Here is a 25,030-nt window from a genome sequence, read left to right as displayed (position 1 = left end):
AGTATAATTGTTATTACTATTTTTTGACAATGACTCACCCTGTTAAGTTATGTTATTATTTTAGTAACTTAATAAATTATTAAGAGTGGACGAGAGATCTGGCTCTATGACTCCACAGCAACCTGTTTTTCTAAAAATAAGGTGCTCCTACCAGCAAAGCAATGGCTTTGAATGATAAGAAAAACGAGCGGCAGCTCCTCTTGCGTTTAAAGCGAGAGGAGCTTTTTTATGGATAAATTCTAATAAAAATCAACATAGTTCGGATTTTGATTGTTCTAGGCCATAAATAAAAATAAGGAGAGAGTAACTGATGAATGCAAATGGAACTGCCAGAGCGTATATGGCAAAAGGAATGAATGCAATGGATTTTTTAAACTATGTGTTAAATTGTATTGATAGAGAATTAAAGGAATGGGGTTTTGAAACAGCTAACACTCTTGTGAGGGGAAACACTATAAATGATTATATTATCGCGCTTAAAATTAATCATAAAGATCATTTCATAAATATTAATCTTCAAACTGTAAAAAACCTTCAAACTAAAGGCGTCTATGCCTTGGACCGTTTATTATGGGATGTTCTTAAAAATAACGGTATTGAACTTAAATATGACCATTATTTAGAAACCGTATATAATATTGGAGGTAAACACTAATACAAAACAACCATTTCTAAAAAGATGAGCTATTAGGCTCATCTTTTTTTACTAAATTTGGCTGATGAATTTTATTCAAAATAATAGCTTTCAAAAGATAAATTATTTGTTATAATAATGAATCTGAATAAAATTAAAACACCATTACCATATTCAAAATTCTACAAACCTAGATAGAAACGGGGAGGAAGTATGGAATCATCTAGCTTTAATAAAACGACAATTGTTGCGCTTTTACTTGCAGGCTCGTTTATCGCGATTCTGAATCAAACATTAATGATCACTGCGATTCCACCTATTATGGACGAGATGGGGGTTACTGCAAATAGCGCACAATGGCTTACGACCGTATTTATGTTTGTTAACGGTATAATGATTCCTGTCAGTGCATTTTTACTGGAACGATTTACAACGCGACAGCTGTTTATTTCAGCGATGAGTATATTTGCGGTTGGGACATTAGTTGGAGGGATAGCGCCTAACTTTGAGATATTATTATTGGGTCGTATTATTCAATCCAGCGGAGCAGGCATTATGCTCCCGCTAATGACAACTGTATTTTTAATGATTTTCCCAATAAATAAACGTGGTGCTGCAATGGGACTAATCGGACTTGTCATATCTTTTGCCCCAGCTATAGGGCCGGCACTATCAGGTTGGGTAACCTCCAATTATTCATGGAGATTGCTATTCTTTATCATTTTACCCATTGCATTGATAGATATAATAATCGCTTACTTCGCTTTAAAAAATGTAACAGAAAATACTAAGCCAAACGTGGATGTTCATTCCATCATTTTATCAACAGTTGGCTTTGGCGGACTTCTATATGGCTTTACGAGTGCGGGGAATTATGGCTGGCTAGATCCAGTGACTCTGATCTCAATTAGTGTAGGTATCCTATCAATTGTACTATTTATTACAAGACAATTACGATTAGAACAGCCAATGCTCGAATTCCGAGTTTTTAAGTATTCAATCTTTCCTTTAGCTGTTGTAATAGGATCAATCACTTTTATGGGATTAATAGGAATGGAAACATTGATCCCCCTATTTATGCAAGATATGCGGGAATTTACTGCATTCGAAGCGGGCCTTGCCCTATTGCCAGGGGCACTTATTACAGGGTTGATGTCACCTATCATCGGACGCATTTTTGACAAAATTGGTGCCCGCTGGCTTGTTATGATTGGCTCTTCTATCCTTGTGATCGCATCATTTGCTTTTATTATAGTAGATATTCAAACATCATTCACTTATATAACGATAATGTATAGTGTGAGGATGTTTGGTTTGGCAATGGTGTTAATGCCGATACAAACTGCAGCTTTAAATCAACTTCCATCAAAATTGATTCCACATGGAGCAGCCATGGATAACACGATGAGAATGATCGCTTCATCGGTTGGGACCGCGGTCCTTGTCACGGTGATGACAACGGCTACGAAACTAGCCGAACAAAAACCTGAAATAGCTTTTCCAGATATTCATGGCGTTAATATCGCTTTTATTGTAGTGACAATTCTATCGTTTATAGGATTGCTAACTTCTATTTTTATAAAAAATAGGCAACCCGCTTATGAAAACGTGGATCTAAAGAAGGTAAGCAATCTCTAAAAAAAGTATTAAAAGGGACGTCCCATCAAAGGGACGTCCTTTTTCTGTGTTATGATATTTTTCTTATTTTCGTATGTGTTTTAATTCATTAATAATCTCATTAGCTACCCTTTGCCCAGATTCGACAGCACCTTCCATATATGTTCTCCATTCAGTAGCGTTCTCTGTTCCTGCCCAATAAAGGGATGAAACACGTTCAAACAATGCTGTCCCGAATTTGGTTAACACACCTGTTGTATAATGGGACCCATACCCGCCTTGCGTCCAGCGATCCTCTGACCAATCTTTCTCATAAATTGTTTCTGGCTGACCGGCTTTTGGTCCAAAGAATTTAACTAAGGTTTGGATGATCTTATGTTTCCTTTTTGTTGAGTTATATTTACTCATTATCTCTGCATCGTCGCCAGATATGAAAACTGTTAGTATACCTTTAATCCCATCTGGTGGCGAACTATCCATCGTTAATATAACTGGTGACACATTAGAATAAACCTTACCGTTGAGTCCAGCATTTCTCCAAAATGGTTGTGGATAAACAAGTACCATTTTAATAACTGCTGGCATATTCGTACATTCACTTAATTTAATTCGTTTCGCAGGTAATGGTGGATGAAATTTAACTTCATTAGTAAGGTTAGGCGGAATAGTAATGATCACTTTTTTTGTGCACCAATCTTTTTCTTTTGTAAGAACTATTGTCCGCTTATCTCCATAAGATATTCCTTCTACTGGTGTATTGAAAAAAATACTTTGGCCTAAAAAATCTGCTACCCTCTCCGCAAGTGTTTGTGCACCTTCAACAATCCACTCATGCTCCGCTTCCAACAAGTAATTAACGAAACCGGTTGACTTAATACACCATAAAAGATCTAGAAGTGAAACTTGCTCCGCTTTTGTACAAAGTACTTCTTCAACACTCATTTTATAGAATGTCCGACCTTCTTCACTAAACATATTGGCTTGAATAAACTGAGCTACTGTTTGTTTATCTAGTTGATAACATAATCCTGATGAAAGTGGTACATCATCTGGTAATTGCTTAACGAGTTGTTTTATTTTCCTTTTTAACATAAAAAGATCAAGCATCCCAAGTGGGGAAAGAGGTGGCAGGCTTTTTGATTTTTTAATTTTCCCATTATATTGGTAAAGGGTTTGACCTTTGGTAAACGTTGAAGTAGTATGTAAGCCAAAATCTTTGATCAAACTTTTCACTCTATGGTGATGGGTACTTACCCATTGGGCGCCTAGATCAATTGTAATATTATCCTCTGTTAAAATACTGCAAAGTCTACCCCCAGGACGATTCCTTGCTTCAAGTACGACAAACGAGATTTGATGTTTTTTGCATTCTAACGCGGCTGCTAAACCAGCCATACCTGCGCCGACAATAACGATGTCTACATCGTAAACGTTTAGCATATTTTTACCTGCCTCTAATACAAAAAGTGATAATAGCTCTAGTTATGCAATCCCATTAAATATATTAATTCCTATTTTTATTAACTCAATACATATGGTGATATTATCAGAATTATTGACAAAATTATTTTTGTTCAACTATATTTTTAAACGCAATCAGCCTAATTCTTTAAAGATGGTCTAGGTAGAATTTGTACTATCATATGTATATACAAAAAGTGGTTGGAAAGGGAGGAGGCATTATGGCCGTTTGTAATGGGAAACAGTATATCGACCGGATAAATGGTCTTAAAACTAATATATGGATTGACGGAAAACCCATTCATGGAATTATCTCTGAACACCTTGCATTTAAAGGCGTGATTTCAAGTCAAGCAAGGCTTTATGACCTCCAACATAACAATGAATTAAAAGACCTTATGACCTTTAAATCACCGGTAACCGGTGATCTTGTTGGCACCTCTTTTTTAGAACCGAAAACCAAGGATGACTTAGAAAAAAGACGTTTAATGATTCAAGAATGGGCAAAAGAAACTGCAGGTATGATGGGAAGAACACCAGATTATATGAACACGGTTTTAATGGTGTTAAATGCTGCATCAACATTATTTTCGTTTCAAGATCAAAAGTGTGCGGAAAACTTTAGAGCTTATTTTGAATATGTAAGGGAGAATGATTTATCTTTAACACATGTTTTCGTTAAACCGCAAACCAACCGAGCCCAAAATAATAATAATAATAATAATAATGAAGAGGGGATAATTAGTGCACGGATGATTGATAAAACAGCAGATGGCATTATTATTAAAGGGGCTAGAATACTAGCCACGCAGGCTGGTATGACTGATGAAATCCTTGTATATCCTGTTGGCAGTCATATTGTCGATGAATCGTTTGCATATGCATTCGCCATTCCTTGCAATACCCCTGGATTAAAATTTTTATGCCGTGAAGCCTATATTAAAGGAGATTCTAACTATAATAATCCGCTAGGTACAAGGTTTGAAGAGATGGATGCTATTGTTGTATTTGATAATGTATTAGTTCCATGGGACCGTGTTTTTTTACATGGAAATATAATAGCAAACAGCTTTTTATACGACCAAAGTAGTTTCATTGAGCATGTCGGCCATCAAATTGTTTCAAAAAATATTATTAAAACGGAATTTATGCTAGGTGTCATTCAGTTAATCATTGATACTATTAATATAGGAAAATTTCAGCATGTTCAAGAAAAATTATCAGAGGTAGTCATTGCTTTAGAAACATTGAAAGGGTTCGTATGCAGTGCTGAAATGGGTGCAAAAGTAGACCAATGGGGCACGATGACTCCGGATCCCAACCCAATATTAGCGGCCATTAATTATTATCCCCGTATTTACCCGAGATTTTCTGAGATTATTCAATTACTTGGTGCGAGCGGCCTGATAGCATTGCCAAGTGAAAATGACTTTAAATCGCCAATAAAGTCCGAGCTTGATCACTATTTGCAATCATTTGATCGTAACGGTCAAGAACGTGTTAAACTATTTAGGCTTGCATGGGACATAGGTATGAGCTCATTCGGTTCAAGACAAACATTATATGAGCGATTTTTCTTTGGAGATCCTGTTCGTTTGGCAGAAACCCTTTATAATCAATATGATCGTACACATGCCATACATTTAGCACAATCGTTTTTATCTGAGTAGGAAATTATTCAATACATTGGATTCCTTTTCATTGCCCGATGAAGAAGGAACTGCTGTAAAACGGTAAAAAGAGGGATGCATGACCTGTTACCAGCTCGCACTCCTCTTTTTAAAACTATTTCCTATAGTTAAACCACTCGTACCAATAGCCTTACGAATTGCTTTTCGACAGCTCTTTACGAACAATTGGTGCAACCTTCGTACCGAGCAGTTCGATCGCATGCATAAGTTCACGATGTGGCATTGTCCCTACGTTAATATGTAAGAAGAAACGTGTGATACCTAAATTCTTTTGCAATAAAAGTATTTTCTCTGCTACATATTCAGGATCGCCGACATATAGGGCTCCACGCAGACTGCGTGCAGAATCGTACGTTTCTCTAGTGTACGGTCCCCACCCACGTTCACGACCAAGTTTGTTCATTTGTGCTTGAGTTGGCTGGAAAAATAAATCAGCCGCCTCATCAGTTGAATCCGCTATGAATCCATGTGAATGTGTAGCAATTTCTAACTTAGCTGGATCATGTCCCGCCTTTTGAGCCGCTTGTTTATAAAGCTTGACAAGTGGAGCAAATTGCTCAGGCATACCACCAATAATGGCAAATGCTATCGGAAGACCTAGAGCGCCTGCTCGAATAGCTGATTGTGGATTTCCGCCACTTGCAATCCAAACTGGTAATGGTTGTTGTACGGAGCGAGGATATATGCAAAGATTATCAATGGCTGGGCGGTGACCACCACGCCATGATACTTTCTCTGACTCTCTAATTTTAAGCAGCAAATCAAGTTTTTCTTCAAATAACTCATCGTAGTCGTCGAGACTATATCCAAATAACGGAAACGATTCTATGAATGATCCTCGACCTGCCATAATTTCCGCTCGACCATTTGAAATCGCATCTAGAGTAGAGAAAGCTTGATAGACACGGACCGGATCGTCTGAGGATAGAACCGTAACCGCACTTGTTAATCTTATATTCTTAGTCATACTAGCAGCAGCAGCTAGAACAATTGCGGGTGCGGAGCCTGCATAATCGTTTCGATGATGCTCCCCAATTCCGTAAACGTCTAAACCAACTTGGTCGGCCAGAACAATTTCCTCCACTGCATTGCGGATACGTTCCGCATGACTCATCGCCTTACCTGTTGATGGATTGGTTGTTGCTTCTAAAAATGTACTAATCCCTATTTCAAAATTCGTATTTTGTTCAGCCATTTTATTCCTCCTTCTATACATTCTATTTTACTCATTTAATAACGGTAATACAAAAATATTGATCGGAATCTACATGAACAAAGCTGAATATAAACCACGTTTGACGTGGAGGTTGTATTTTCTGGAAATCTTTAAAAAATAGATAGAAAGGGGAAACAATTTGAAACATAAAATTTTAAGTGGCCTTTTTGGGCTGGCCATTGGTGATGCATTGGGTGGTACGACAGAATTTATGACATCAGAAGAAATTAATAAAAAGTATGGAAAGTTAACAGATATTATTGGTGGTGGCTATTGGCGTTTAGAGCCTGGCAAAACAACTGATGATACAGCGATGACGATGGCTGTTGCGAAAGGTATCTTAAAAAATTTTAATTCTCCAATTGAAGAGATGGGGAATGAATTTACAAGATGGTTTGATACAAAACCAAAAGATGTTGGATCACGTTTCAAACAACCTTTAATAACTATATAGACAACTGGACTGCGGCAGCGGAGATTATGATCAAGTATCGGCTGACGTATGAGTTATTTATAATCGAATCGCGAGCAGACTTTTACTAAAAAAAATTTGAAACAAATCAAGAGGATATATATCGTTTAGGTACTAAATTAGCAGAGATCAGAGAATCAAAAAGACATAATCATACTGGATAATTCTAACTATCGTATAAAATAAGAAGAATATTATGAAAGGATCGGTGGTTCTTTCATTTTTCCCAAACAAACGAATGTTTGTAACTAGTTTTCTACTAACAAAAAAGACACCGTTCCTTGTAACTAGGGGTAACAGTGTCTTAATATCATTGACATTTAAACACACAATGAAAAATACTTATTAAGTAATACGATAAAAGTTTATTGAAACGCCATTTGGTTTTGGATTCTTTTCATCTACTATAGGCGTCGTTTCGTTTTCCATAGGAGTAATTTCGCTTACAAACATCGATTCTGATAACCAGGCATACTTTTCATCTGAAACCTCGAACTTAGGACTTGTTCTGGCATAGGCTTCGTCTAAATTAATCATTCCTTTGTTAACAATGTAGATCAAAATGCCGTCATCCGTTTTCAAAGTATATCTAGCCTCAACTTCCATAATTCCATCATTTCTAATTAATTGCCAATCTGCACCACCAGGAATTACAACACCATTAAGTTGGCCTTCAAACTTGCCTCCCGTAATGGGGACAATACTTCTAAATCCAGTTGGAACCTGACCAATTTCAAGACTTTTGCCAATTGCTACATATGCATGAAAACTAAATTCAAGGTTCATTGACATACTTAATCCTCCAGTTCTACTATAGTTGGTTAGTTTTTATATATTAGTTAAAGGTCGTAGTTTCGTTATAATAGTCCCGCGAGCAACTGCTGTAAGACCCGAATTCGAGAGAATCCCCCAAGAATTGTAAGTGGGGGGGATAATCCTTATTTTGATTCAACTAATTCCTCTATCAGAGTATTTGTTTTCACTTTATTCTTACCTATTCGTTTGTTTGTTTCAATTAATCCAAAACCTAATAAAGCCATAAGTATACCCGCTACTGCCGAGACAATCATCACAAAGGATAAACCAATAGAATCTGCAACAGTTCCTGCTCCACCAAGGATAAAGGAACCAATTACTTCACCAAGACCAATGATTAATGCACTTGAGGTCGCTGTTAAATGTGGAGGAAGGCTTTCCTCCGGAATAATAATCATGTAGAGAGGTGTAATTGCCCCTAACATCCCGCCAAACAATATTAACGCTGTAATTCCAATTGCGCCAATAGGGAATAAATACAAACCTAAGGGAGCTAACACCGCTAAGAAGGAAAAAATGATCAAAGCTTTTTTTCTACCAATATAATCAGAAATGATAGGAACACCTAGGGACGCCACTAATCCTGCAATTCCCATTGTAGACATTACGACTCCCATTTTTTCAATAGATAATTGTCCTACGGAAGTCAGATAAAGAGGAGCGTAAGCATATAAAATCCATAAACCCGCCATACAACAAATAGAAATTAAAATACTAATGATAACGTTTCGATATTTGAAAAGTTCAAGAAAACTTGTCTTCTTTTTCTCAGGTTGCTCTGAGGACGTTCGTTGATCTTAAACAGAAGGTTTTACCTCACTAGTAAACATCCATATTAAAATCCCTAATATCAAACTCGGTACACTGATCAACACAAAAGCCCAGTGCCAATTGGTTAATGCCACCAATTGCGTGACTAGGATAGGACCAAGAGTCATCGCTATAATTCCCACACCTGCGTTTACAATTCCAGCATTTAATCCAAAGCGCCCTTTCGTTGAGACGGCTGCAACCATCGTCATGGCTAAAGGAAAAATAGGACCCTCACTTGCTCCGACTAAGAAACGAAGGATTAATAAAGAGGAATACGAATTTGCTAACGCTGAAAGTGCTGAAAATATAGTAGTAGCAAATATGGCTGCAATTAGTAGTGGCTTTCTAATTCCTGTTTTGTCAGAGATAATCCCAATCAATGGCCCTGCTAATGCATAACCAATCGTTTGCCACATATTAATCTGACCTATTTGTCCATTAGTCAGCTTTAGTTCCTCAACTAATGCGGGGACAATAAAAGATAAAGCTTGACGGTCTAAAAAAATGAAACCCCATGCAAAAAAGACTAGGGCAACTATTCTATATTCATAGAAACGAGAGTTAGTATTTGCAATTCCCAATTGTTTTTCCTCCCCTTTTTCATTAGTTTTGTTTACAAGAATGTTAGATAAAAGTGAATGTAAAAGCATATACTATTAAATAATAAAAATAGAACCCTTACTTACTAGATGAGATTTAAACGGTCAGCTATACGGACTGTCCAACTGTTATATCGGTATTTCTATTTTTTCTGCAGTCAACGTTACCGCGTCAAAAAGTGAAATAAGGGTTCACATTATGTGTAATAAGCCAAATTTAATCTTCATTTTATATGGTCGTAGTTTTAAACAAATTTAGGATCTATTGGAGTAGTCATATTCGCACGAGCTTCAATAATCTCAGCTGCATCGAATAACGTATCTTCTCGGAATCGTCGGCCTAAAAGTTGGACGCCTGTTGGTAAACCATCATAAACAGAAGTTGGAATGGACATAGCTGGAAATCCTAACAAAGGAACTGCTGCCATCGGCCACTGAGCGTGGATTAAGCGGCGGTTGCTATCAAGACTTTCAATATCCTCGTCTTGTTTAAATTGTTGCTCAGCAGACACAGGCAGCAGAAGTAATGGGTAATCTTCTAAGAATTGTTGCAACTGCTTAATCAGTGTCCCTCTACGCGCATAGCCTTGCTTGTATTTTTCAAGAGTACACTTACCCCACATTTCTAAAGAAACTTCGCAATTATATTGTAAATTTAATCTTGTTGTTTCATCTCCGAATTCATTAATCATCGGGATGATCCCTTGGAGGTCCTCTAAAACAATTAACCACCAAAGTTTTGCAGCCACAGCAAATAATGGCAGCTCTACCTCCTCGACGATATAGCCGGCATCTTTCAAGTATGCAGCAGCAGTATCTAGTGCATGATTAACGGATATATGAGGATTAACGATGCCAACATCTCGTAAAACACCTACACGAATTGGGAGTTTCAACGGCTCACCGATTAACGGGGCAGGTGCTTGAATAGAATCACGCGGATCTAGTGCTGACATTGCAGAAAGAGCCAACCTTAAATCGCCTACATTTCGTGCCAGTGGTCCCTGTGTAACCATCATTTGAACACCAAGTGATTGATCGCCAGCAGCTGGACCAGACCAACTAGGTACACGGCCGACTGTAGGGCGAATACCCGTTATCCCACATGCAAAAGAAGGATAACGGATCGAGCCAGCAATATCATTAGCATGTGCGATTGGCACCATTCCACTAGCCACGGCAGCCGCTGATCCACCGCTAGAGCCGCCTGGCGTTCTAGATGCATCCCATGGATTTAATGTACGGCCGTGTAAATCGTTAGTTGAAAACCATCTAAGACTAAAAGAAGGAACGTTAGAGCGGCCAACAAAAATAGCGCCAGCATTCCGTAAATTTGCGATTGGAGGACTATCCGTTTCAGAAATATTGTTTTTAAAAGCAACAACTCCATCGGTTGTTGCGTGTCCAGCTTGATCGGTATTAATCTTAGTCGCAATGGGCACCCCATGAAGAGGTCCTAGCTGTTCGCCACTTGCGACAGCTTTATCAGCTGCTTCTGCTGCCTTAAGCGCGTCTTCACCCAATATTTCTACAATTGCATTCAATTTTGGATTAACTTGTTCAATTCGGTTGAGACTGCTTGTTACTGCTTCACGAGAGGAAATCATTTTAGTACGAATACTGCGTGCAAGATCTTTTGCAGACCAAGTCCATAGCTCATTTGAACTGCTTTTAATAGTGTTTAATTGTTGTTTTCCAACCATCCAATAACACTCCTTCGTTAAATTTGATAGCGTTTTCAAACCTTGGTTTTTTTTATTGAAAATAAGTACATAAATACATTGCTAGAAATCACTTATATTAATCCCTCCATAGTTATACTTAACTATTCCTATTATCCCATTATTCAGAAAAGTTGGTAAATCACCCAAAAGGGTCATTTAATTACGAATATAGAATAATTGACAGTATATCCATTATATGTTAGAATTTTCAAAAAACTTGAACCGCTCTTTTTTTAGAATTGAATATCTGCATTCTTTAACAGCTGAGGTACAAAGGTACCATTTAAAACAAAAAGGAAATATTCAAAATTTGCACCTAACGAAATAGGAGGGAATGTTATTATGGTACAACTTAACATTTCTGAAAATGAAACATTAAAAAGATTTCAATTTATTGAAGAAATTATGAAACCGCATAGGGATTTTCGAAAACAAGTGCTCGCATCCTTTTTTCAAGTTTTCGGATACAGCAAAGGTGTTTTTTGGCAAACAAATGAGAGCGGGAGTACGTTTTCCCACCCAATTACACTTAAGATTAGTGAAGAATAAATAACGGAATATTCAAATTACTTTAAGGGAAAAGACCCCATTCAAACTTATCTTGATACCATAAAAAAGAACAATGTATTTTGCTACAGCGATTATTTACCATTTCTAGAGTTTAAAGAGACGGATTATTTTAAGTTCCTTCAAAAAAATAATAACCAAGATATTATCTCTTTCTACATAAACGATGGTATGCGAAAGCTTGGAGCAATTAGTTTCCTACGAACAATTGATGATAACGAATTTACTATAAACGATAAAAATCGAATGCTGTTTTTATCTAAATACATATCAAAACTATTTGTAATGAATTTAAGTCAAATGGAGGACCAAAAAATTCATAATAGGGTAGTAGAGGAATACGCGAATTTATTATCTATTGGAATGCTTGTGATCGAGCAATCCTTTCACATTCGCTATTATAATACTAAAGCTTGGGAAATTTGTATAAGGTTTGCCAAAAATGATAAGTATCCTATTCAAGAATTTATTGAACAAACTCTATTATCTTATCTGCGGGGCTTTACAAATAGCCACAGCTTTCGGGTTCCGCAGTTACCGACTATTTATATTAAAATAGACACCTTAAAAAGTACCAATCAATTTATCATTTTTTTAATTCCTGTTCAAGGCAGTCTACTAAATGACAATAAATCTACTACTATCCTTGCTGCTTTAACGCAAAGAGAAATTGAAATTGCTGATTTACTTATGCGCGGTTTAACTAACAACGAGATTGCCGAACAATTGTTCATTAGTATCAACACAGTAAAACGGCATGTTCAAAACATTTATCAAAAGTTAGAAATAAAAAATAGGACTGAATTAGGCTATTACCTACAGTCCACTGTTACTAAAGGTTAGTATATGAAAACTAATAGAATCGGACCAAGACTGCAACAAATAGCACCTTGGATCCGATTTTTTTCAACTATAACTAAGATAGATTATAAAACGATATCACCCAGTAATAATATTAATGGAATAGTCACTAGTGAAATAACTGTCGTTAACAAAGTATGGATAACTCCATAGTTCTCATCAGCGTTATGATGTGCCATGATAACAGAAGTTATTGTTAGCGCTGGCAATGCCATCATAACAACTAATTGTTGCTTGACTTCCATGTGAAAAGGTAAAAAAGGTAAGAACATCATGCCCGCGATCGGAAAAACAATAAGCTTTAAGCTTATTGGGACTGAAATTAGTTTCATAGACACCTTATGCTTATTTTGGATAAGTGTCATAATCAGCATTCCTATATAAAACATAGCTAAAGGACTTGCAGCACCGCCAACGGTACTCATAAGATCTCTTATAAATAAGTGGGGAGTAATACCGATTAAAGTAATAGCTATTCCAATAAGGATCGAGATGAAAGGTGTTGTTATCATCGAGCGTAAACTTTTAAGTGTAAACACTTTATTTTCTTGGAGCATAAATATTCCTAGCGTCCAAAGTGAAAAATGCATCCCTGCATCGAACACAGCGGCCAACACAGCTCCTTTAGGACCAAAAATGGCAACACATAAAGGAATGCCAATTAATCCAGCATTGCAAAAGGTTGATAAAAACGCAGATTCACCAGCCTTGCGTGATTCAAATCCAAATCCTTTAGATATAATCCACCCAAGAAAAAGAATTACAAAATTAAATATAAATGAATAAATAAAAACGAACATCATTTGTGTGATTAAATTTTGATCAATCGTTACTTGAAAAAAGCCGTTCAAGATGAGAGCAGGAATAGCGATGTTCATGATTACAAAAATCATAAACTTACGAACATCTTGAGTAAATGAAAGTTTGTAAGATAACCATATTCCAACTCCCATTAAACTAGCCATCTTGCAAATTGTTAGAATCAAAATTGAGTATTCCAACCCATACCATCCTCCTATATATTACTTTTATACAATATTTTACCATTACCGATAATTAATTAGTAACTAAAACATGATAGTCAATAAGGATATTATTTGAAATAGAAATTTCATTGCTATCAATCACGAAAATTAAGTATATTAAAATAATCACTTTAAGTTATTAGTCCGTGATTTCCGGCATTTCTTTCTTTTTTAGATATTTTAAAATACCTTTAGATAAAATAATAATAGGATAGCTTTTCGATAATTATCAATATGGATTAAAGGAAAATAAAAAATGAGAAAAATATACAATAAAAAGCGTGGAAATGATGGATTGTTTAAATTCTTATGGATTGAGGTACGTGATACGATTTTATTTGATTTGTTTTTAAACATCCTTACATTTATTCCAAGGATGATAATCCGATTTATAAAACAATTGTTTTGAACATGGATAGCTACAAAGATAGCCAAATTAGTTGGAACAACCAACTATGAGCCTATTATGTTTTGTGCCCAATTCTCTATACTTCTCATACAATAATATGTATCCTAATATACTTTTAGTGATGTTAATGCTCCTTTGATGATTGTCAAATCTAAAAAAGGGGGTGGGCACCATGAAATTCACCGTACATTATCTTCCATTAAACAAGCTGAAACCACCTGATCCATCATTTAAATTGAATGAACCAATAAAGAAGCTACAGCGGGTAATGTGGGATTGCATGAATATGTTGGTTGTCAAAAAAAATAACAAAGATGATAGCTATGTGATTGTAAGTGGCATAGAGCGTTTTGAGTTTCTAAGAAAATACACGAAAAATTTATATGCACCATGTATTGTGGCCGAAAGCGAAAAGGTGAGGGTTAAGGGTTTATTTAACCGTATGTTTAAAAAGCAACCATTGGATGATTTTCCAATGGCACCAAAAAGCTGGAGTATAGTTCGAACTTTTTTGAAACAAGAACCACGGTTTAATTCGTTAACCAGGAGCCAACAATTACGAATATTGCTATTAGGGATACGTTATAAGAAAACTGTGATTGCTTCAATGAGAAATAAAGTTAATCAAATTATTAAAAATGAATAAAACAGGGATATGGTGCCTCCATTACATTTCATTTTCCACGTGGGAGGTGCTTATCCCTTTTATCTCTTCGTTAAGTGTTTATAATGAGACTTACCTCGTATTTTTTGATAATATAAAACTTATCGACATTACAATTACATTACATGAAGGAGGATTTCCGTTTGAAACCAATTAGCCCTTCTGAAGTTCAAAGCAAACTAAATGAATTTAACGAGCTAGATCTATATTTACATTTAGAAACAACCAATGGTGCATATGCGGCGCATAAAGACCAATCTGTCATGACTGTTGGAGCTTATATCCGAAACGGTGTTATTCGCTATCACCATGCTAAAATTACTGGTAATGGACCATACCGTGTTGGCATGAAGATGGAAAATGGCTGGGTTTATGCTGAAGGTTTGACACATTGGGAAGTTGATGAAAAAAATCGATTATTATTAGCTGGGCATGATGCTAATGGTAAATTAGCTGTTGCTTGCCAGCTAAGTACAGAACCATTTTAACAAAGAAGAAACATGGTAAAGGAGTGTTTTAATGGAAAGCCGTATTTTAGTCATTCTACCGCATCCGGATGACGAAGCCTTTGGAATTTCTGGAACAATTGCCTTACATAGGGAAAAAGGTACACCGGTTACATACGTTTGCTGTACACTAGGTGAAATGGGACGAAACATGGGGACGCCACCAATTGCCACGCGCGAAAGTCTACCTCATATCCGAAAAAATGAGCTTTTAAATGCCGTGAAAGCCATTGATATTGATGATTTACGTATGCTAGGCTTGCGTGATAAAACATTGGAATTTGAGGACCTAGATGAGTTAGCCGGACGCTTTCGTGAATTTATTGATGAACTAAAGCCGTCACTTGTTATTACATTTTATCCTGGTTTTAGCGTTCATCCTGACCATGAAGCTACAGGTTATGCCGTCGTTCATGCGATCAAGCAAATGCCAGCAGCTGACCGCCCAAAGCTGCATTGTGTAGCTTTTTCCAATGACTGTTACGAAAAGTTAGGGGAACCAGATGTGGTCGTAGATGTCACTTCTGTTCAAGACAAGAAAATTGCTTGTATTCTATCACATAAAACACAAGTAGCAGGATTTATGGAAGGTTTGCCTGAAAAACTTATTAATAAGGCTCCAGAAATTCAAGATATGATAAAAACCGAACGATTTTGGACCTATTCAAAATTTGACTAATTTTGAAAGTTCTGATATGTATGATTTTATAATTAAATAAACGAGACTATAAAAGAGGTTATTTCAGTTGCAATTTGAAATAACCTCTTTTGCATGGATATGTATATAATGGAGAACCCGATGAATATAATAGAATGAATAGTGAAAATAGTGAACAGACTTACCGGGAAGGAAGTGAATACATGTGAAGGTATCTAATATATATGAAAGATATATAAACGGAGAGAAATTTAAAAGCATAAGAGACATTAATTTAGGTTATTTACCGATAAGACGTCCAGCAGATTTAGTAGGCCGTTCACCACTGATGCAAGATCTTGCTAAAAAACACTCAAAATATATAAACAATAAATAAAATCCCGCTTTATTTCAAAGCGGGGAAGGTAGGTTAATTAATTTTTTGATAATTGGTCATTCTTTTGACTAACGGATCTGTTTTACTTACATGGATGGGTTTAACCATGCTACCAGTTACATTATTCTTGTTGGTTCGTTTAGTATTACGTTCGGTATTTTGACCTAATTTTTTTGCAGCCCGTTCTTTTATATCTTGAATTCTAATTGGAGTTTTAGTTTTTGCCATTTTTTTCACTCCTTTATTTAATAATATATGGATACACTTTCATTCGTCAAGATTGATTCATACTCCGTGTTCATCCTCGCCAACTGTTAAGGCCACCATGTACTCAATATTCTCAACATTTTTACTAACCGTATTATGTAATAATTCGAAAAGGTATCTGTCAAATATGTCAAAAGAATAAGTATAGCTGCTAATCACTGTTATATAGGCATCTTCACCATAACAAAAGTAGAATACAAGATAATTTTTCTTAAATAGATTTTCTTGGTCAATTTTGTTCAGAATTGCCGTTTCGCCGGTTTCTTTTGATTCTTCAACTAGGTCATGCAGTTCATTCGGAACAGAACTGATACTGCTATGTATATCATATGAAAAGGTAGCATTGAGCGGATAATTCTTGTATCCAGCTTGAATTTCAGCTAAAAAGTATTCTAGGACTTCGCTATAATCAATAGTTGTGGCATTTAAAAACTCAATTGTCCTTCCAGTTGCATGATCACTCGTTAAATAAGCCATTAGTTTAGCTTTGGTTCCACTTATTTCAACCGCTTCAATCGCAGCCTGTTCCACAGTGTCAACCTCAAATTCCATATTAAAAAATTTAAATCTTCGTAACCGTTTAAATGCAACAGGAATTATTAAAAATAGTAGCATCCAAATTAACAGTAAAAAGAGACCTCGAAAGATTACTTTATTAAAATTCGATTCTACAATAGGCTTAACTAAAACATTCAACCATGTTTCTTGCGCTGGCTTATTGATAGCGGAAACTGCTTTAGCAGCATTCTCTTTCGGTGGTGTACTTAAAGAGGATGAAGTATTTTCTGATTGTAAAAATAGTTCTTTAGGATTCTCTTTAATAGTAGTGATTCCAATCATAAGTGTGGCTGTAACCATCCAAAGTAAAATTAATATTATGCCAGCAGTATATATGTATGGAATTGCAAAATTAATCCACTGAAAGAAAGTTCTCTTCTCAATATTGCTTATATTTAGTTGCGACACTAAATCTATCACCTCTTTCTGCTACTATTCTATCGAAATAGACTATCTCTAACAACAATTTAATTAGAAATAGTAACAAGCACCATCACATTTATGAATCGAGCTACATTTGCTCCTAATCAAATCGGAAATACTTATTAAAAACAGGTTCCTACCGTTACCGTAATCCATATATATATAGTAAAAGATAACAGGAGTAGATATCATTGGACAGAAAAAATAGCCGGTTTAGATGGGTTGTATTTGCTTCTGTATTGTTTACTTATGTATTAATGTCGAGCCAACGAACCGCTCCAGGATTGATTACTGACCAAGTCATGTTAGATTTTAATGTAACCGCAACAACAATTGGGTTAGTAACAAGTATTCAATTTTTCGTATATACTGGTTTGCAAATTCCAATGGGGATTTTAGCTGATCGCTATGGGCCGAACTTTTTTCTGATTATTGGAGCTTTTCTTACGGGAATAGGTACCATTCTATATAGTCTTGGCACACATGAATTTATGTTGTTTTTTGCAAGATTGTTGATTGGATTGGGAGATGCGACCATCTGGGTCAATATGGTGTTAATTTTAAGCCAATGGTTTAGCTCAAAGGAATTTACACGATTAATTGGTATAGTAGCAATGACAGGAAGCCTTGGTTTCCTTTTGGCGACAGTCCCTTTCTCTTTATTAATTGACCTCCTTGGTTGGAGATTGGCCTTTTTTTCAGCGGGCCTATTGCTATGTTTTTGTGGTATTCTCCTTTATTTTGTCCTTTTAAAAAAACCAAAACAATCGCTATTTACTAATAATGAAAAACAGCGTGAAAAAACATGGGAATTACTACGAAGAATTTTTTCTAATCGGCAAGCATGGGCATTATTTTTATGCCACTTTGGAATTGTCGGAACATATGTAGGGTTTATCAGTTCATGGGGAGTGCCCTATGGGATGAATGTGTATGGAATGACACGGTCAGATGCAAGTCAACTCATTATGATTGGCTTGATGGGTGCACTTATTGGTGCTCCTTTAGCTAGTTGGATTGCTAGTCAGTTAAAAACAATCAAACGCCCGTATATTGTGGTTCACATCATTATTTTACTGAGTTGGTCCGTCTTTCTTTTATTCAATGGGAATCCGCCAGTCCTTTTGTTAACGATACTTTTCTTTATTATTGGCCTTGCATATGGTGCAAATGCCTTAACCTTTGCTGCAGTTCGGCAATCTTTTCCTATTAAAGAATCTGGCTTTGTCTCGGGATTTGCGAATACGGGTGGATTTCTAAGCGCTGTACTGCTCCCAAGCATTTTTGGAAAAATATTAGATCATTTTCAGGTTGTCTCAGGTAGTGTAAGTGATGGATATTATTACGGTTTTATCACTCCAGTTGTTTTCTCTATTATCGGCTTGATTGGAGTGCTTTTAATTAAGGAAAAGCGTCACCAGACTTAAGAATTTAATTCAATATCAGCTATTTAAATATTTTTGAATGTTATCATGAAAAAAACGAACCGAAAAGTCTATCCAAGTATTAAAGAAATTCCCAAACATGCTTTACTTTCGGAACGAACCGTCAAGCGGGTTCTGATTAAATTAAGTGAAAAAGGCTTGATTGAAATGTCACTAGTTAAAAGAAGTCGAAGGAAGTATTATTTCTGGGATTTGAAAAAATACTTTTATATTCTATTCATGCGGCGACATTAAAGAGGAAGATCTAAATAAAAATTACCCTGCCTGAAACGTAATTTTATTACGTTTCAGGCAGGGTTTTTGGGCATAGTTTATTGAACGTATATCTAGTGATCTAGCTGTTGTACGATGAAAATAGCGTGTAGTAGAAATATACTTATATTAAATTGGCAGGCTGATTCTGTCATTCTTTCAGGCAAGTACCTGTCAAATTACATTTTATAAGAATAGATGAGCTAAAGCTGAAAAGGAGTCAGAATTAGGCTATTATTCTGCCAGGAAAAGCAGCTGAAGCTGAAAAGGAGTCAGAATTAGCGAAGTATTCTGACTGTAAAAGGAGCTAAATCCGAAAAGGAGTCAGAATCAGGCTGGTATTCTGACAGGAAAAGCAGCTGAAGCTGAAAAGGAGTCAGAATTAGCGAAGTATTCTGACTGTAAAAGGAGCTAAATCCGAAAAGGAGTCAGAATCAGGCTATTATTCTGACAGGAAAAGCAGCTAAAGCTGAAAAGGAGTCAGAATCAGGCTGGCATTCTGACAGAAAAAGCAGCTAAAGCCGAAAAGGAGTCAGAATCAGGCTGGTATTCTGACAGGAAAAGCAGCTGAAGCTGAAAAGGAGTCAGAATCAGGCTATTATTCTGACAGAAATAGGAGCTAAAGCTGAAAAGGAGTCAGAATTAGCGAGGTATTCTGACTGAAAAACGAGCTATAGCTGAAATGAGTCAGAATTAGCGAGGTATTCTGACTGAAAAACGAGCTATAGCGGAAAAGGAGTCAGAATTAGCGAGGTATTCTGACTGAAAAACGAGCTATAGCGGAAAAGGAGTCAGAATTAGCGAGGTATTCTGACTGAAAAACGAGCTATAGCCGAAAAGGAGTCAGAATCAGGCTATTATTCTGACAGAAATAGGAGCTAAAGCTGAAAAGGAGTCAGAATCAGGCTGGTATTCTGACTGAAATAGGAGCTAAAGCTGAAAAGGAGTCAGAATTAGCGAGGTATTCTGACTGAAAAACGAGCTAAAGCTGAAAAGGAGTCAGAATTAGCGAGGTATTCTGACTGAAAAACGAGCTATAGCGGAAAAGGAGTCAGAATCAGGCTATTATTCTGACTGAAATAGGAGCTAAAGCTGAAAAGGAGTCAGAATTAGCGAGGTATTCTGACTGAAAAACGAGCTAAATCCGAAAAGGAGTCAGAATCAGGCTGGTATTCTGACAGGAAAAGCAGCTAAAGCTGAAAAGGAGTCAGATCAATGGTGGACAATAATGCTAATTACTTAAATAAGTAACACTCCTATTACAGCGAAAAGAGGTTGGGACATAACTAATTTGTTTAACTCAAAAGACGAACTATTCACTATATTAGCGGAGGAAATATACGCAGACTCCTACGGGAGGAAAGGCCTAGATGAGACCCCACAGTGCGTTAGCACGTGGAGGCTCATCAGCCGCCCGTGGTATCCTGCGAAGTATATTCCGGAGTGGTAGTTCGAATTTCTCTTTTGATAGAACACTTTTGTCCCGGCCTCTTATTAAGAATAAGAATGTAGTTAACTATGATTCCACCAATAATAGTAGGATAGTCCTTTCTATATGGCCATAGTAAACTATTGTCGAATCATAGGCAGGAGTTATTATGTTTTTGAAGAATAAATATAGCAAATAGAAAGAAAAGGAAAGTGGTGATAGATTTGAAACGATTCATTAGGGTTGGAATAACTGCTATGTGTTTTTTATGGGGAGGAGAACTTGCGCAAGCAGAATCTATTGAGCTCCCTAAAAACCAAACGATGATAAAAGACAACACAGCCTATATACCTGTGGAATTTTTACACTCAAAGCTTCAAGCGAAAACTGAATGGGAGCCACAAACAAAAACTATTCGGATTCATAAAGATGATACTGTTATTCAAGTACAATCTAATTCGTCTGTTGCAAGGGTTAATAAACAGTACCACACGATACCATCAGTTTTTATTAAAAACAATAAATCTTATATCCCGCTACGTTTTATAACGAACGCTTTACATATTAGCATTGAAAGTACTGAACATTCGTTTATACTTCAAAACTTAGAGCCATATAGAGTGAAAGAGGGAGATTCTTTATGGACAATCTCACGAAAATCTGGGGTGAGCGTACCGAAAATTCAATGGCTCAATCAAATGAAAGATGATAAATTGCAAGCGAATCAGATTCTATACCTTTATAAGAAAATTGAAGAAACGGATAACACTGAACAGAAAGTAATCTTTGAAATAGATCAAAAGGAGGAAACACTTCGATCGCCTAACGATACAGAAAACAACCTTGGGATTGAACATGACCAACCTTCTAATATAAATGTCGAGAAAAAAGACTCTATAAATAATACTACAATAGAACCTATTCCATATGAAGTTAAGAAAGGTGATAGTTTGTGGATGATCAGTACAGCATTCAAAATACCGTTACATGATTTGCTAGCATATAATGGATTAACTGAAGAAAGTATAATACGAATAGGAGAACGGTTACAAATACCTGTTCGTGTAATTCCAGTTCAATCACAAGTAAGTGAAAATCACGGAGAATACTTAGATTGGTGGACTGAAGCGAAGTTCTTATTGCCAATCGGTGAAATTGCAACGGTTACTGACTACGAAACGGGCATGTCTTTTAAAATTAAACGAACAATGGGTGTGAATCATGCGGATGCAGAACCGCTAACTCTAAAGGATACTGAAAAGGCGAAAGAAGTATGGGGAGGGTTTAGTTGGAATCGTAGGGCGGTTACGGTTGAAGTGGGCGAACGAAAGCTAGCGGCGTCCATGTCATTTATGCCGCATGAAAAGCAATATATTTTAGATAACGAATTTGAAGGTCATTTTGATCTCCATTTTAAGAATAGTACCCGACATTTAGATGATCAACAAGATCCGGATCATCAAGCGCAAATTAAAATTGCTGCAGGTGTTCATGATTATTAATAGTTGCGGATATCATATAGAAACTCTGTTTCCTTTTATCGAGTAGTGTTTTTTAAATAGCAAGAGTAAAGGACCAAAGTACATCATAAAACTTTATCTGTTAGAAATGGCACAGCAAAATAGTTACTAGTTATGAATGTTTAAAAAATATGCATCTCTTAGGGGATATTAAACAAAAGGTAATTTATGGTAAGTCGAGTTAAAGGGGAGGGTGGTATAAACATTTAAATTGAAAGAATTTACTGTTAAAACAATATAGGAGATACTTTATCATTGGGGAGGAAGTAGACTGAAAAATCGGTTGTTTTATTTAGATAATCTTAAAGTTTTTTTGACCCTTTTGGTTGTCGTTCATCATGTGGGACAGCCGTATGGAAGCTCTAATGGATTTTGGTATTTTAAAAGTCAAGATTATGTTCCGCTGGGGAGTTTTTTTTCAGTAAACGCTGGGTTCTTTATGAGCCTGTTTTTTTTGATTTCCGCCTATTTTTTGCCTGCCTCTCTTGAAAGTAAGGGACCAAAAATCTTTTTGAAGGGCAGGTTCAAGAGACTGGGGATTCCGCTTTTATTTGGATTCTTCGTTATCATGCCTATTTTAATGTACACTTACTATATTCATTATCGTTCGTACGGCTATCGGTCTTTTTGGAGTTATTATGTGAATGTGTATTTTGGACTTGAAGGAAAGCCGAGTGGATGGACGGGTCCGTCGTTTCCAGACTTTCAATTTGGTCATATGTGGTTTATCGAACATTTATTAGTTTACGCAATAATTTATGTATTCATTATGGTACTGTTCCGAGACAAAACCATTGAATTGCCTTTTATTTCTTCACTAAGCCATGTAAAATTGTTCTTTCTTGCACTTTTGACGGGGATAGTGACCTTTTTGGTTCGAATTAATAATCCCATCGATCACTGGGAAGGATTTCTTGGCTTTATTCAGGTTGAATATGCTCATCTTCCACAATATATGGGGTTTTTTATTCTTGGAATTTTGGGATATAAGTTTAAGTACCTAGATAATCTGCCTAAACTAGGCTTGCCATGGCTTCTCATCGGTGGCGGAATCGCATTTTTAAAATACACTACAGATTATATTCCTTATTCGCAAGGCGGAATAAGTGCCGCCAATCTTTTATATAGTCTTATAGAAACTTTTATGTGTTTCGGATTAGGCTTGGGAGTTTTATATTTATTTAATAAGGCATTTAACCGCAGCAATACCTTATTAAAGTTTCTTGCAGATAATAGTTTTTCAGTATACATCTTCCATTTACCTACTGCAGTGCTTTGGCAGTATTTGTTTAATTCCATTGCCATTTCGCCATTTGTCAAATTTTCTTTAGTCAGTCTGTTAACCATAATCACAACGTATTGGTTTTCTTATTTCATCCGAAAATGGGATGTCATCCGGTCTATTATTTAAAAAAAGGGCAGTCATTTTCGTTTTCTATTTTTTAGTTGAAGATGAATTGAAAGTTTGACTTTATTTTCTTGTAATAGAAGCGTTGCAAAAGTATGCCTTAAATGGTGAAAAGAGAATATTTAGTCTGTAAACTGGTTAACTGTAAATGGTTTATGGAAACCACGGGAATTCATCTTTTCGCCATTATTTTTTTAATAATATTTCAATATCGGTCTCAATGTGAACAAGATAAAGAATAATTAACTTTAGGGGAGAAAGTTCTCAATTGCAGTTATTATGGAGACTTGAGGGGTAAATACTATTTTCAATAAGTTTTATAATCGACATAATAATTATTATGTAAACTAATATGAAATAAAAGGGGGGGATGAAAAATTTCAGAAGACATAGCACTATGAGATTCATAGCAACTATGTCTCTAGTAGAATATTATTCTTTTGGCATATTTAGTTTGTTAATCGCATTTTTTAAATCCTCGTTTTGAATATGTGTATAAATCATCGTTGTTTGAATCGATGAATGACCGAGCTGGCGTCTTAATTTAGGCACATCATTGATTTCAGCATGATATCTTGTAGCAAATGAATGACGTAATTTATGAACTGATAAAGACGGTTTACCAAAAGCAATCGCGTATTTTTCAACGAGTTTTTCAATTGCCCGTGGAGTAAGACGTCTTGATGTTCCTTTAGGACCCATTGGAGCAGAAAGGAAGAGGGCTTTGTTGTTTTTTTCAACTTTATATCGTTCAATGCGAATGTTGATATAGTCTTGCAAATCCCACATTGCTTGCTCGCTGAAGTATACATATTGTTCTTTATTTCCTTTACGAATTACACGTGCATTGTATTTATTAAAGTCAATATCACCTAAATCAAGACCAACAAGCTCAGATAAACGTAACCCAGAGCCTAAAAACATCGAAATGATCGCGATATCACGTTCACGATTAAAATGATAGAAATTAGTTTTTTTCTTATCATCTATAACGGTTTCCAAATAACCTTCAGAAACGAAAACTCTGAACGTTTCATATTCATCACCAAGCAGAATTTTGCCTTCCATACGATTGGCAGTTGTTTCAGGTGACTCAGATACGTCATTAAAATCAATTTTGGCCATAACATTACGGTTTATGTACGGCTGTAAATCATCAGTTTCAGCGATATTTTGCAGGTAGCCAAATAATGATTTTAATGAAGATAATTTGCGATTTACAGTAATTTCCTTGTTAGAAAGCTGAAATTTTAAGTAACTAAGGAAACTTTCAACCTGGAGAACTGTAAGCTTTTCGAGCAATGTTAACGGAATATCTTTGATTGAACCATCGAATAAACCTTCAGCTAGCAACCAATTAAAGAAAATCTTAAAGTCGTGACAATAATTAACTAACGAAGCAGCCGATAATTTACGACTTTTCGTATCAATATATTCTTCAACATACCAAGGAAGTTCAGTTAATATTGTTTCAAGTTTGTTGTAATAATTTTGCTGCCCAGAACTTACCATAAAAAATCACCTCAGGAATATTATACCTAATTATTGAAACATTGTACATTATTACATCAAATTTATATTTTACGTAATAATGTATTAATTAAAGTAAACTAAGTTTA

20 protein-coding genes, 1 pseudogene and 1 riboswitch are annotated in these 25,030 nt (G+C 35.9%); of the genes and pseudogenes, 12 read left to right on the top strand and 9 right to left on the bottom strand.

Features of this window, described 5'->3' with window-relative positions; genetic code table 11:
* Positions 1 to 73: 73 nt before the first annotated feature.
* Positions 74 to 181, top strand: a riboswitch (SAM riboswitch).
* Between the two features lie 129 nt (positions 182 to 310).
* Positions 311 to 655, top strand: a complete 345-nt coding sequence (locus C1724_RS20325; protein WP_102348597.1) for a hypothetical protein — start codon at positions 311 to 313, stop codon at positions 653 to 655.
* Positions 656 to 847: 192 nt separating this feature from the next.
* Positions 848 to 2,272, top strand: coding sequence for a DHA2 family efflux MFS transporter permease subunit (locus C1724_RS20320; protein ID WP_102348596.1), 1,425 nt, complete (start codon positions 848 to 850; stop codon positions 2,270 to 2,272).
* Between the two features lie 63 nt (positions 2,273 to 2,335).
* Here the strand turns inward: C1724_RS20320 and C1724_RS20315 are convergent, their stop codons facing one another.
* Positions 2,336 to 3,691: a flavin monoamine oxidase family protein gene (locus C1724_RS20315; RefSeq protein ID WP_102348595.1), complete on the bottom strand. Its 1,356-nt coding sequence runs from the start codon at positions 3,689 to 3,691 to the stop codon at positions 2,336 to 2,338.
* Between the two features lie 242 nt (positions 3,692 to 3,933).
* On the opposite strand from C1724_RS20315, the gene hpaB reads away from it, so the two are divergent.
* On the top strand, positions 3,934 to 5,382 hold the full coding sequence (gene hpaB / locus C1724_RS20310) for a 4-hydroxyphenylacetate 3-monooxygenase, oxygenase component (RefSeq protein WP_102348594.1): 1,449 nt from the start codon (positions 3,934 to 3,936) through the stop codon (positions 5,380 to 5,382).
* Between the two features lie 151 nt (positions 5,383 to 5,533).
* Here hpaB and C1724_RS20305 read toward each other — a convergent pair whose 3' ends face one another.
* Entirely contained in the window at positions 5,534 to 6,598 is a 1,065-nt protein-coding gene (locus C1724_RS20305; RefSeq protein ID WP_102348593.1) for an LLM class flavin-dependent oxidoreductase, read from the bottom strand.
* Positions 6,599 to 6,758: 160 nt separating this feature from the next.
* Between C1724_RS20305 and C1724_RS20300 the strand changes: the two genes are divergently transcribed.
* Positions 6,759 to 7,073 (top strand): ADP-ribosylglycohydrolase family protein, encoded by a 315-nt coding sequence (locus C1724_RS20300; RefSeq protein ID WP_102348592.1) that lies wholly within the window; start codon positions 6,759 to 6,761, stop codon positions 7,071 to 7,073.
* A 363-nt stretch (positions 7,074 to 7,436) separates the two neighbouring features.
* Here the strand turns inward: C1724_RS20300 and C1724_RS20295 are convergent, their stop codons facing one another.
* The 3 genes and pseudogenes from C1724_RS20295 to C1724_RS20280 form a co-directional block, all read right to left on the bottom strand.
* Complete coding sequence (locus C1724_RS20295) at positions 7,437 to 7,883, bottom strand: DUF3237 domain-containing protein (RefSeq protein ID WP_219723282.1); 447 nt, start codon at positions 7,881 to 7,883, stop codon at positions 7,437 to 7,439.
* Between the two features lie 146 nt (positions 7,884 to 8,029).
* Positions 8,030 to 9,301, bottom strand: a pseudogene (locus C1724_RS26200) (MFS transporter).
* A 263-nt stretch (positions 9,302 to 9,564) separates the two neighbouring features.
* Positions 9,565 to 11,022, bottom strand: coding sequence for an amidase family protein (locus C1724_RS20280; protein WP_102348589.1), 1,458 nt, complete (start codon positions 11,020 to 11,022; stop codon positions 9,565 to 9,567).
* Positions 11,023 to 11,385: 363 nt separating this feature from the next.
* Between C1724_RS20280 and C1724_RS20275 the strand changes: the two genes are divergently transcribed.
* Together C1724_RS20275 and C1724_RS20270 are read left to right on the top strand one after the other, a co-directional pair.
* The gene (locus tag C1724_RS20275) at positions 11,386 to 11,592 is read left to right on the top strand and encodes a hypothetical protein (RefSeq protein ID WP_102348588.1); all 207 of its coding nucleotides are present in this window, start codon (positions 11,386 to 11,388) and stop codon (positions 11,590 to 11,592) included.
* A 189-nt stretch (positions 11,593 to 11,781) separates the two neighbouring features.
* Positions 11,782 to 12,453 carry a response regulator transcription factor gene (locus tag C1724_RS20270; protein ID WP_258000477.1) on the top strand — a complete coding sequence of 224 codons (672 nt, stop codon included), beginning with the start codon at positions 11,782 to 11,784 and terminating at the stop codon, positions 12,451 to 12,453.
* Between the two features lie 83 nt (positions 12,454 to 12,536).
* Here C1724_RS20270 and C1724_RS20265 read toward each other — a convergent pair whose 3' ends face one another.
* Entirely contained in the window at positions 12,537 to 13,472 is a 936-nt protein-coding gene (locus tag C1724_RS20265; protein WP_102348587.1) for an AEC family transporter, read from the bottom strand.
* 605 nt (positions 13,473 to 14,077) lie between these two features.
* Between C1724_RS20265 and C1724_RS20260 the strand changes: the two genes are divergently transcribed.
* From C1724_RS20260 to bshB2, 3 genes are all read left to right on the top strand, one after another.
* Complete coding sequence (locus C1724_RS20260; RefSeq protein WP_102348586.1) at positions 14,078 to 14,551, top strand: hypothetical protein; 474 nt, start codon at positions 14,078 to 14,080, stop codon at positions 14,549 to 14,551.
* Positions 14,552 to 14,712: 161 nt separating this feature from the next.
* Positions 14,713 to 15,057: a YojF family protein gene (locus tag C1724_RS20255; RefSeq protein ID WP_102348585.1), complete on the top strand. Its 345-nt coding sequence runs from the start codon at positions 14,713 to 14,715 to the stop codon at positions 15,055 to 15,057.
* Between the two features lie 31 nt (positions 15,058 to 15,088).
* Entirely contained in the window at positions 15,089 to 15,754 is a 666-nt protein-coding gene (bshB2, locus tag C1724_RS20250; protein WP_102348584.1) for a bacillithiol biosynthesis deacetylase BshB2, read from the top strand.
* A gap of 388 nt (positions 15,755 to 16,142) precedes the next feature.
* On the opposite strand, the gene C1724_RS20245 is transcribed toward bshB2, so the two are convergent.
* Both C1724_RS20245 and C1724_RS20240 read right to left on the bottom strand, forming a co-directional pair.
* Complete coding sequence (locus C1724_RS20245) at positions 16,143 to 16,337, bottom strand: hypothetical protein (protein ID WP_102348583.1); 195 nt, start codon at positions 16,335 to 16,337, stop codon at positions 16,143 to 16,145.
* A 57-nt stretch (positions 16,338 to 16,394) separates the two neighbouring features.
* The gene (locus C1724_RS20240; RefSeq protein WP_102348582.1) at positions 16,395 to 17,342 is read right to left on the bottom strand and encodes a hypothetical protein; all 948 of its coding nucleotides are present in this window, start codon (positions 17,340 to 17,342) and stop codon (positions 16,395 to 16,397) included.
* Positions 17,343 to 17,548: 206 nt separating this feature from the next.
* Here C1724_RS20240 and C1724_RS20235 point away from each other — a divergent pair, with 206 nt between their 5' ends.
* From C1724_RS20235 to C1724_RS20225, 3 genes are all read left to right on the top strand, one after another.
* Positions 17,549 to 18,784 (top strand): MFS transporter, encoded by a 1,236-nt coding sequence (locus tag C1724_RS20235; protein WP_102348581.1) that lies wholly within the window; start codon positions 17,549 to 17,551, stop codon positions 18,782 to 18,784.
* A gap of 1,923 nt (positions 18,785 to 20,707) precedes the next feature.
* A complete protein-coding gene (locus C1724_RS20230; RefSeq protein WP_102348580.1) occupies positions 20,708 to 21,985 on the top strand; it encodes a LysM peptidoglycan-binding domain-containing protein in 1,278 nt (425 codons plus the stop codon).
* Between the two features lie 301 nt (positions 21,986 to 22,286).
* Positions 22,287 to 23,414 carry an acyltransferase family protein gene (locus tag C1724_RS20225; RefSeq protein WP_180994368.1) on the top strand — a complete coding sequence of 376 codons (1,128 nt, stop codon included), beginning with the start codon at positions 22,287 to 22,289 and terminating at the stop codon, positions 23,412 to 23,414.
* Positions 23,415 to 23,843: 429 nt separating this feature from the next.
* Here C1724_RS20225 and xerS read toward each other — a convergent pair whose 3' ends face one another.
* A complete protein-coding gene (gene xerS / locus C1724_RS20220) occupies positions 23,844 to 24,923 on the bottom strand; it encodes a tyrosine recombinase XerS (protein ID WP_102348578.1) in 1,080 nt (359 codons plus the stop codon).
* Positions 24,924 to 25,030: the final 107 nt, after the last annotated feature.

Origin of the sequence: Bacillus sp. Marseille-P3661, from assembly GCF_900240995.1 — a bacterium.
Classification (GTDB): domain Bacteria; phylum Bacillota; class Bacilli; order Bacillales; family Bacillaceae_J; genus OESV01.
This window is presented reverse-complemented; position numbering and strand designations above follow the sequence as displayed.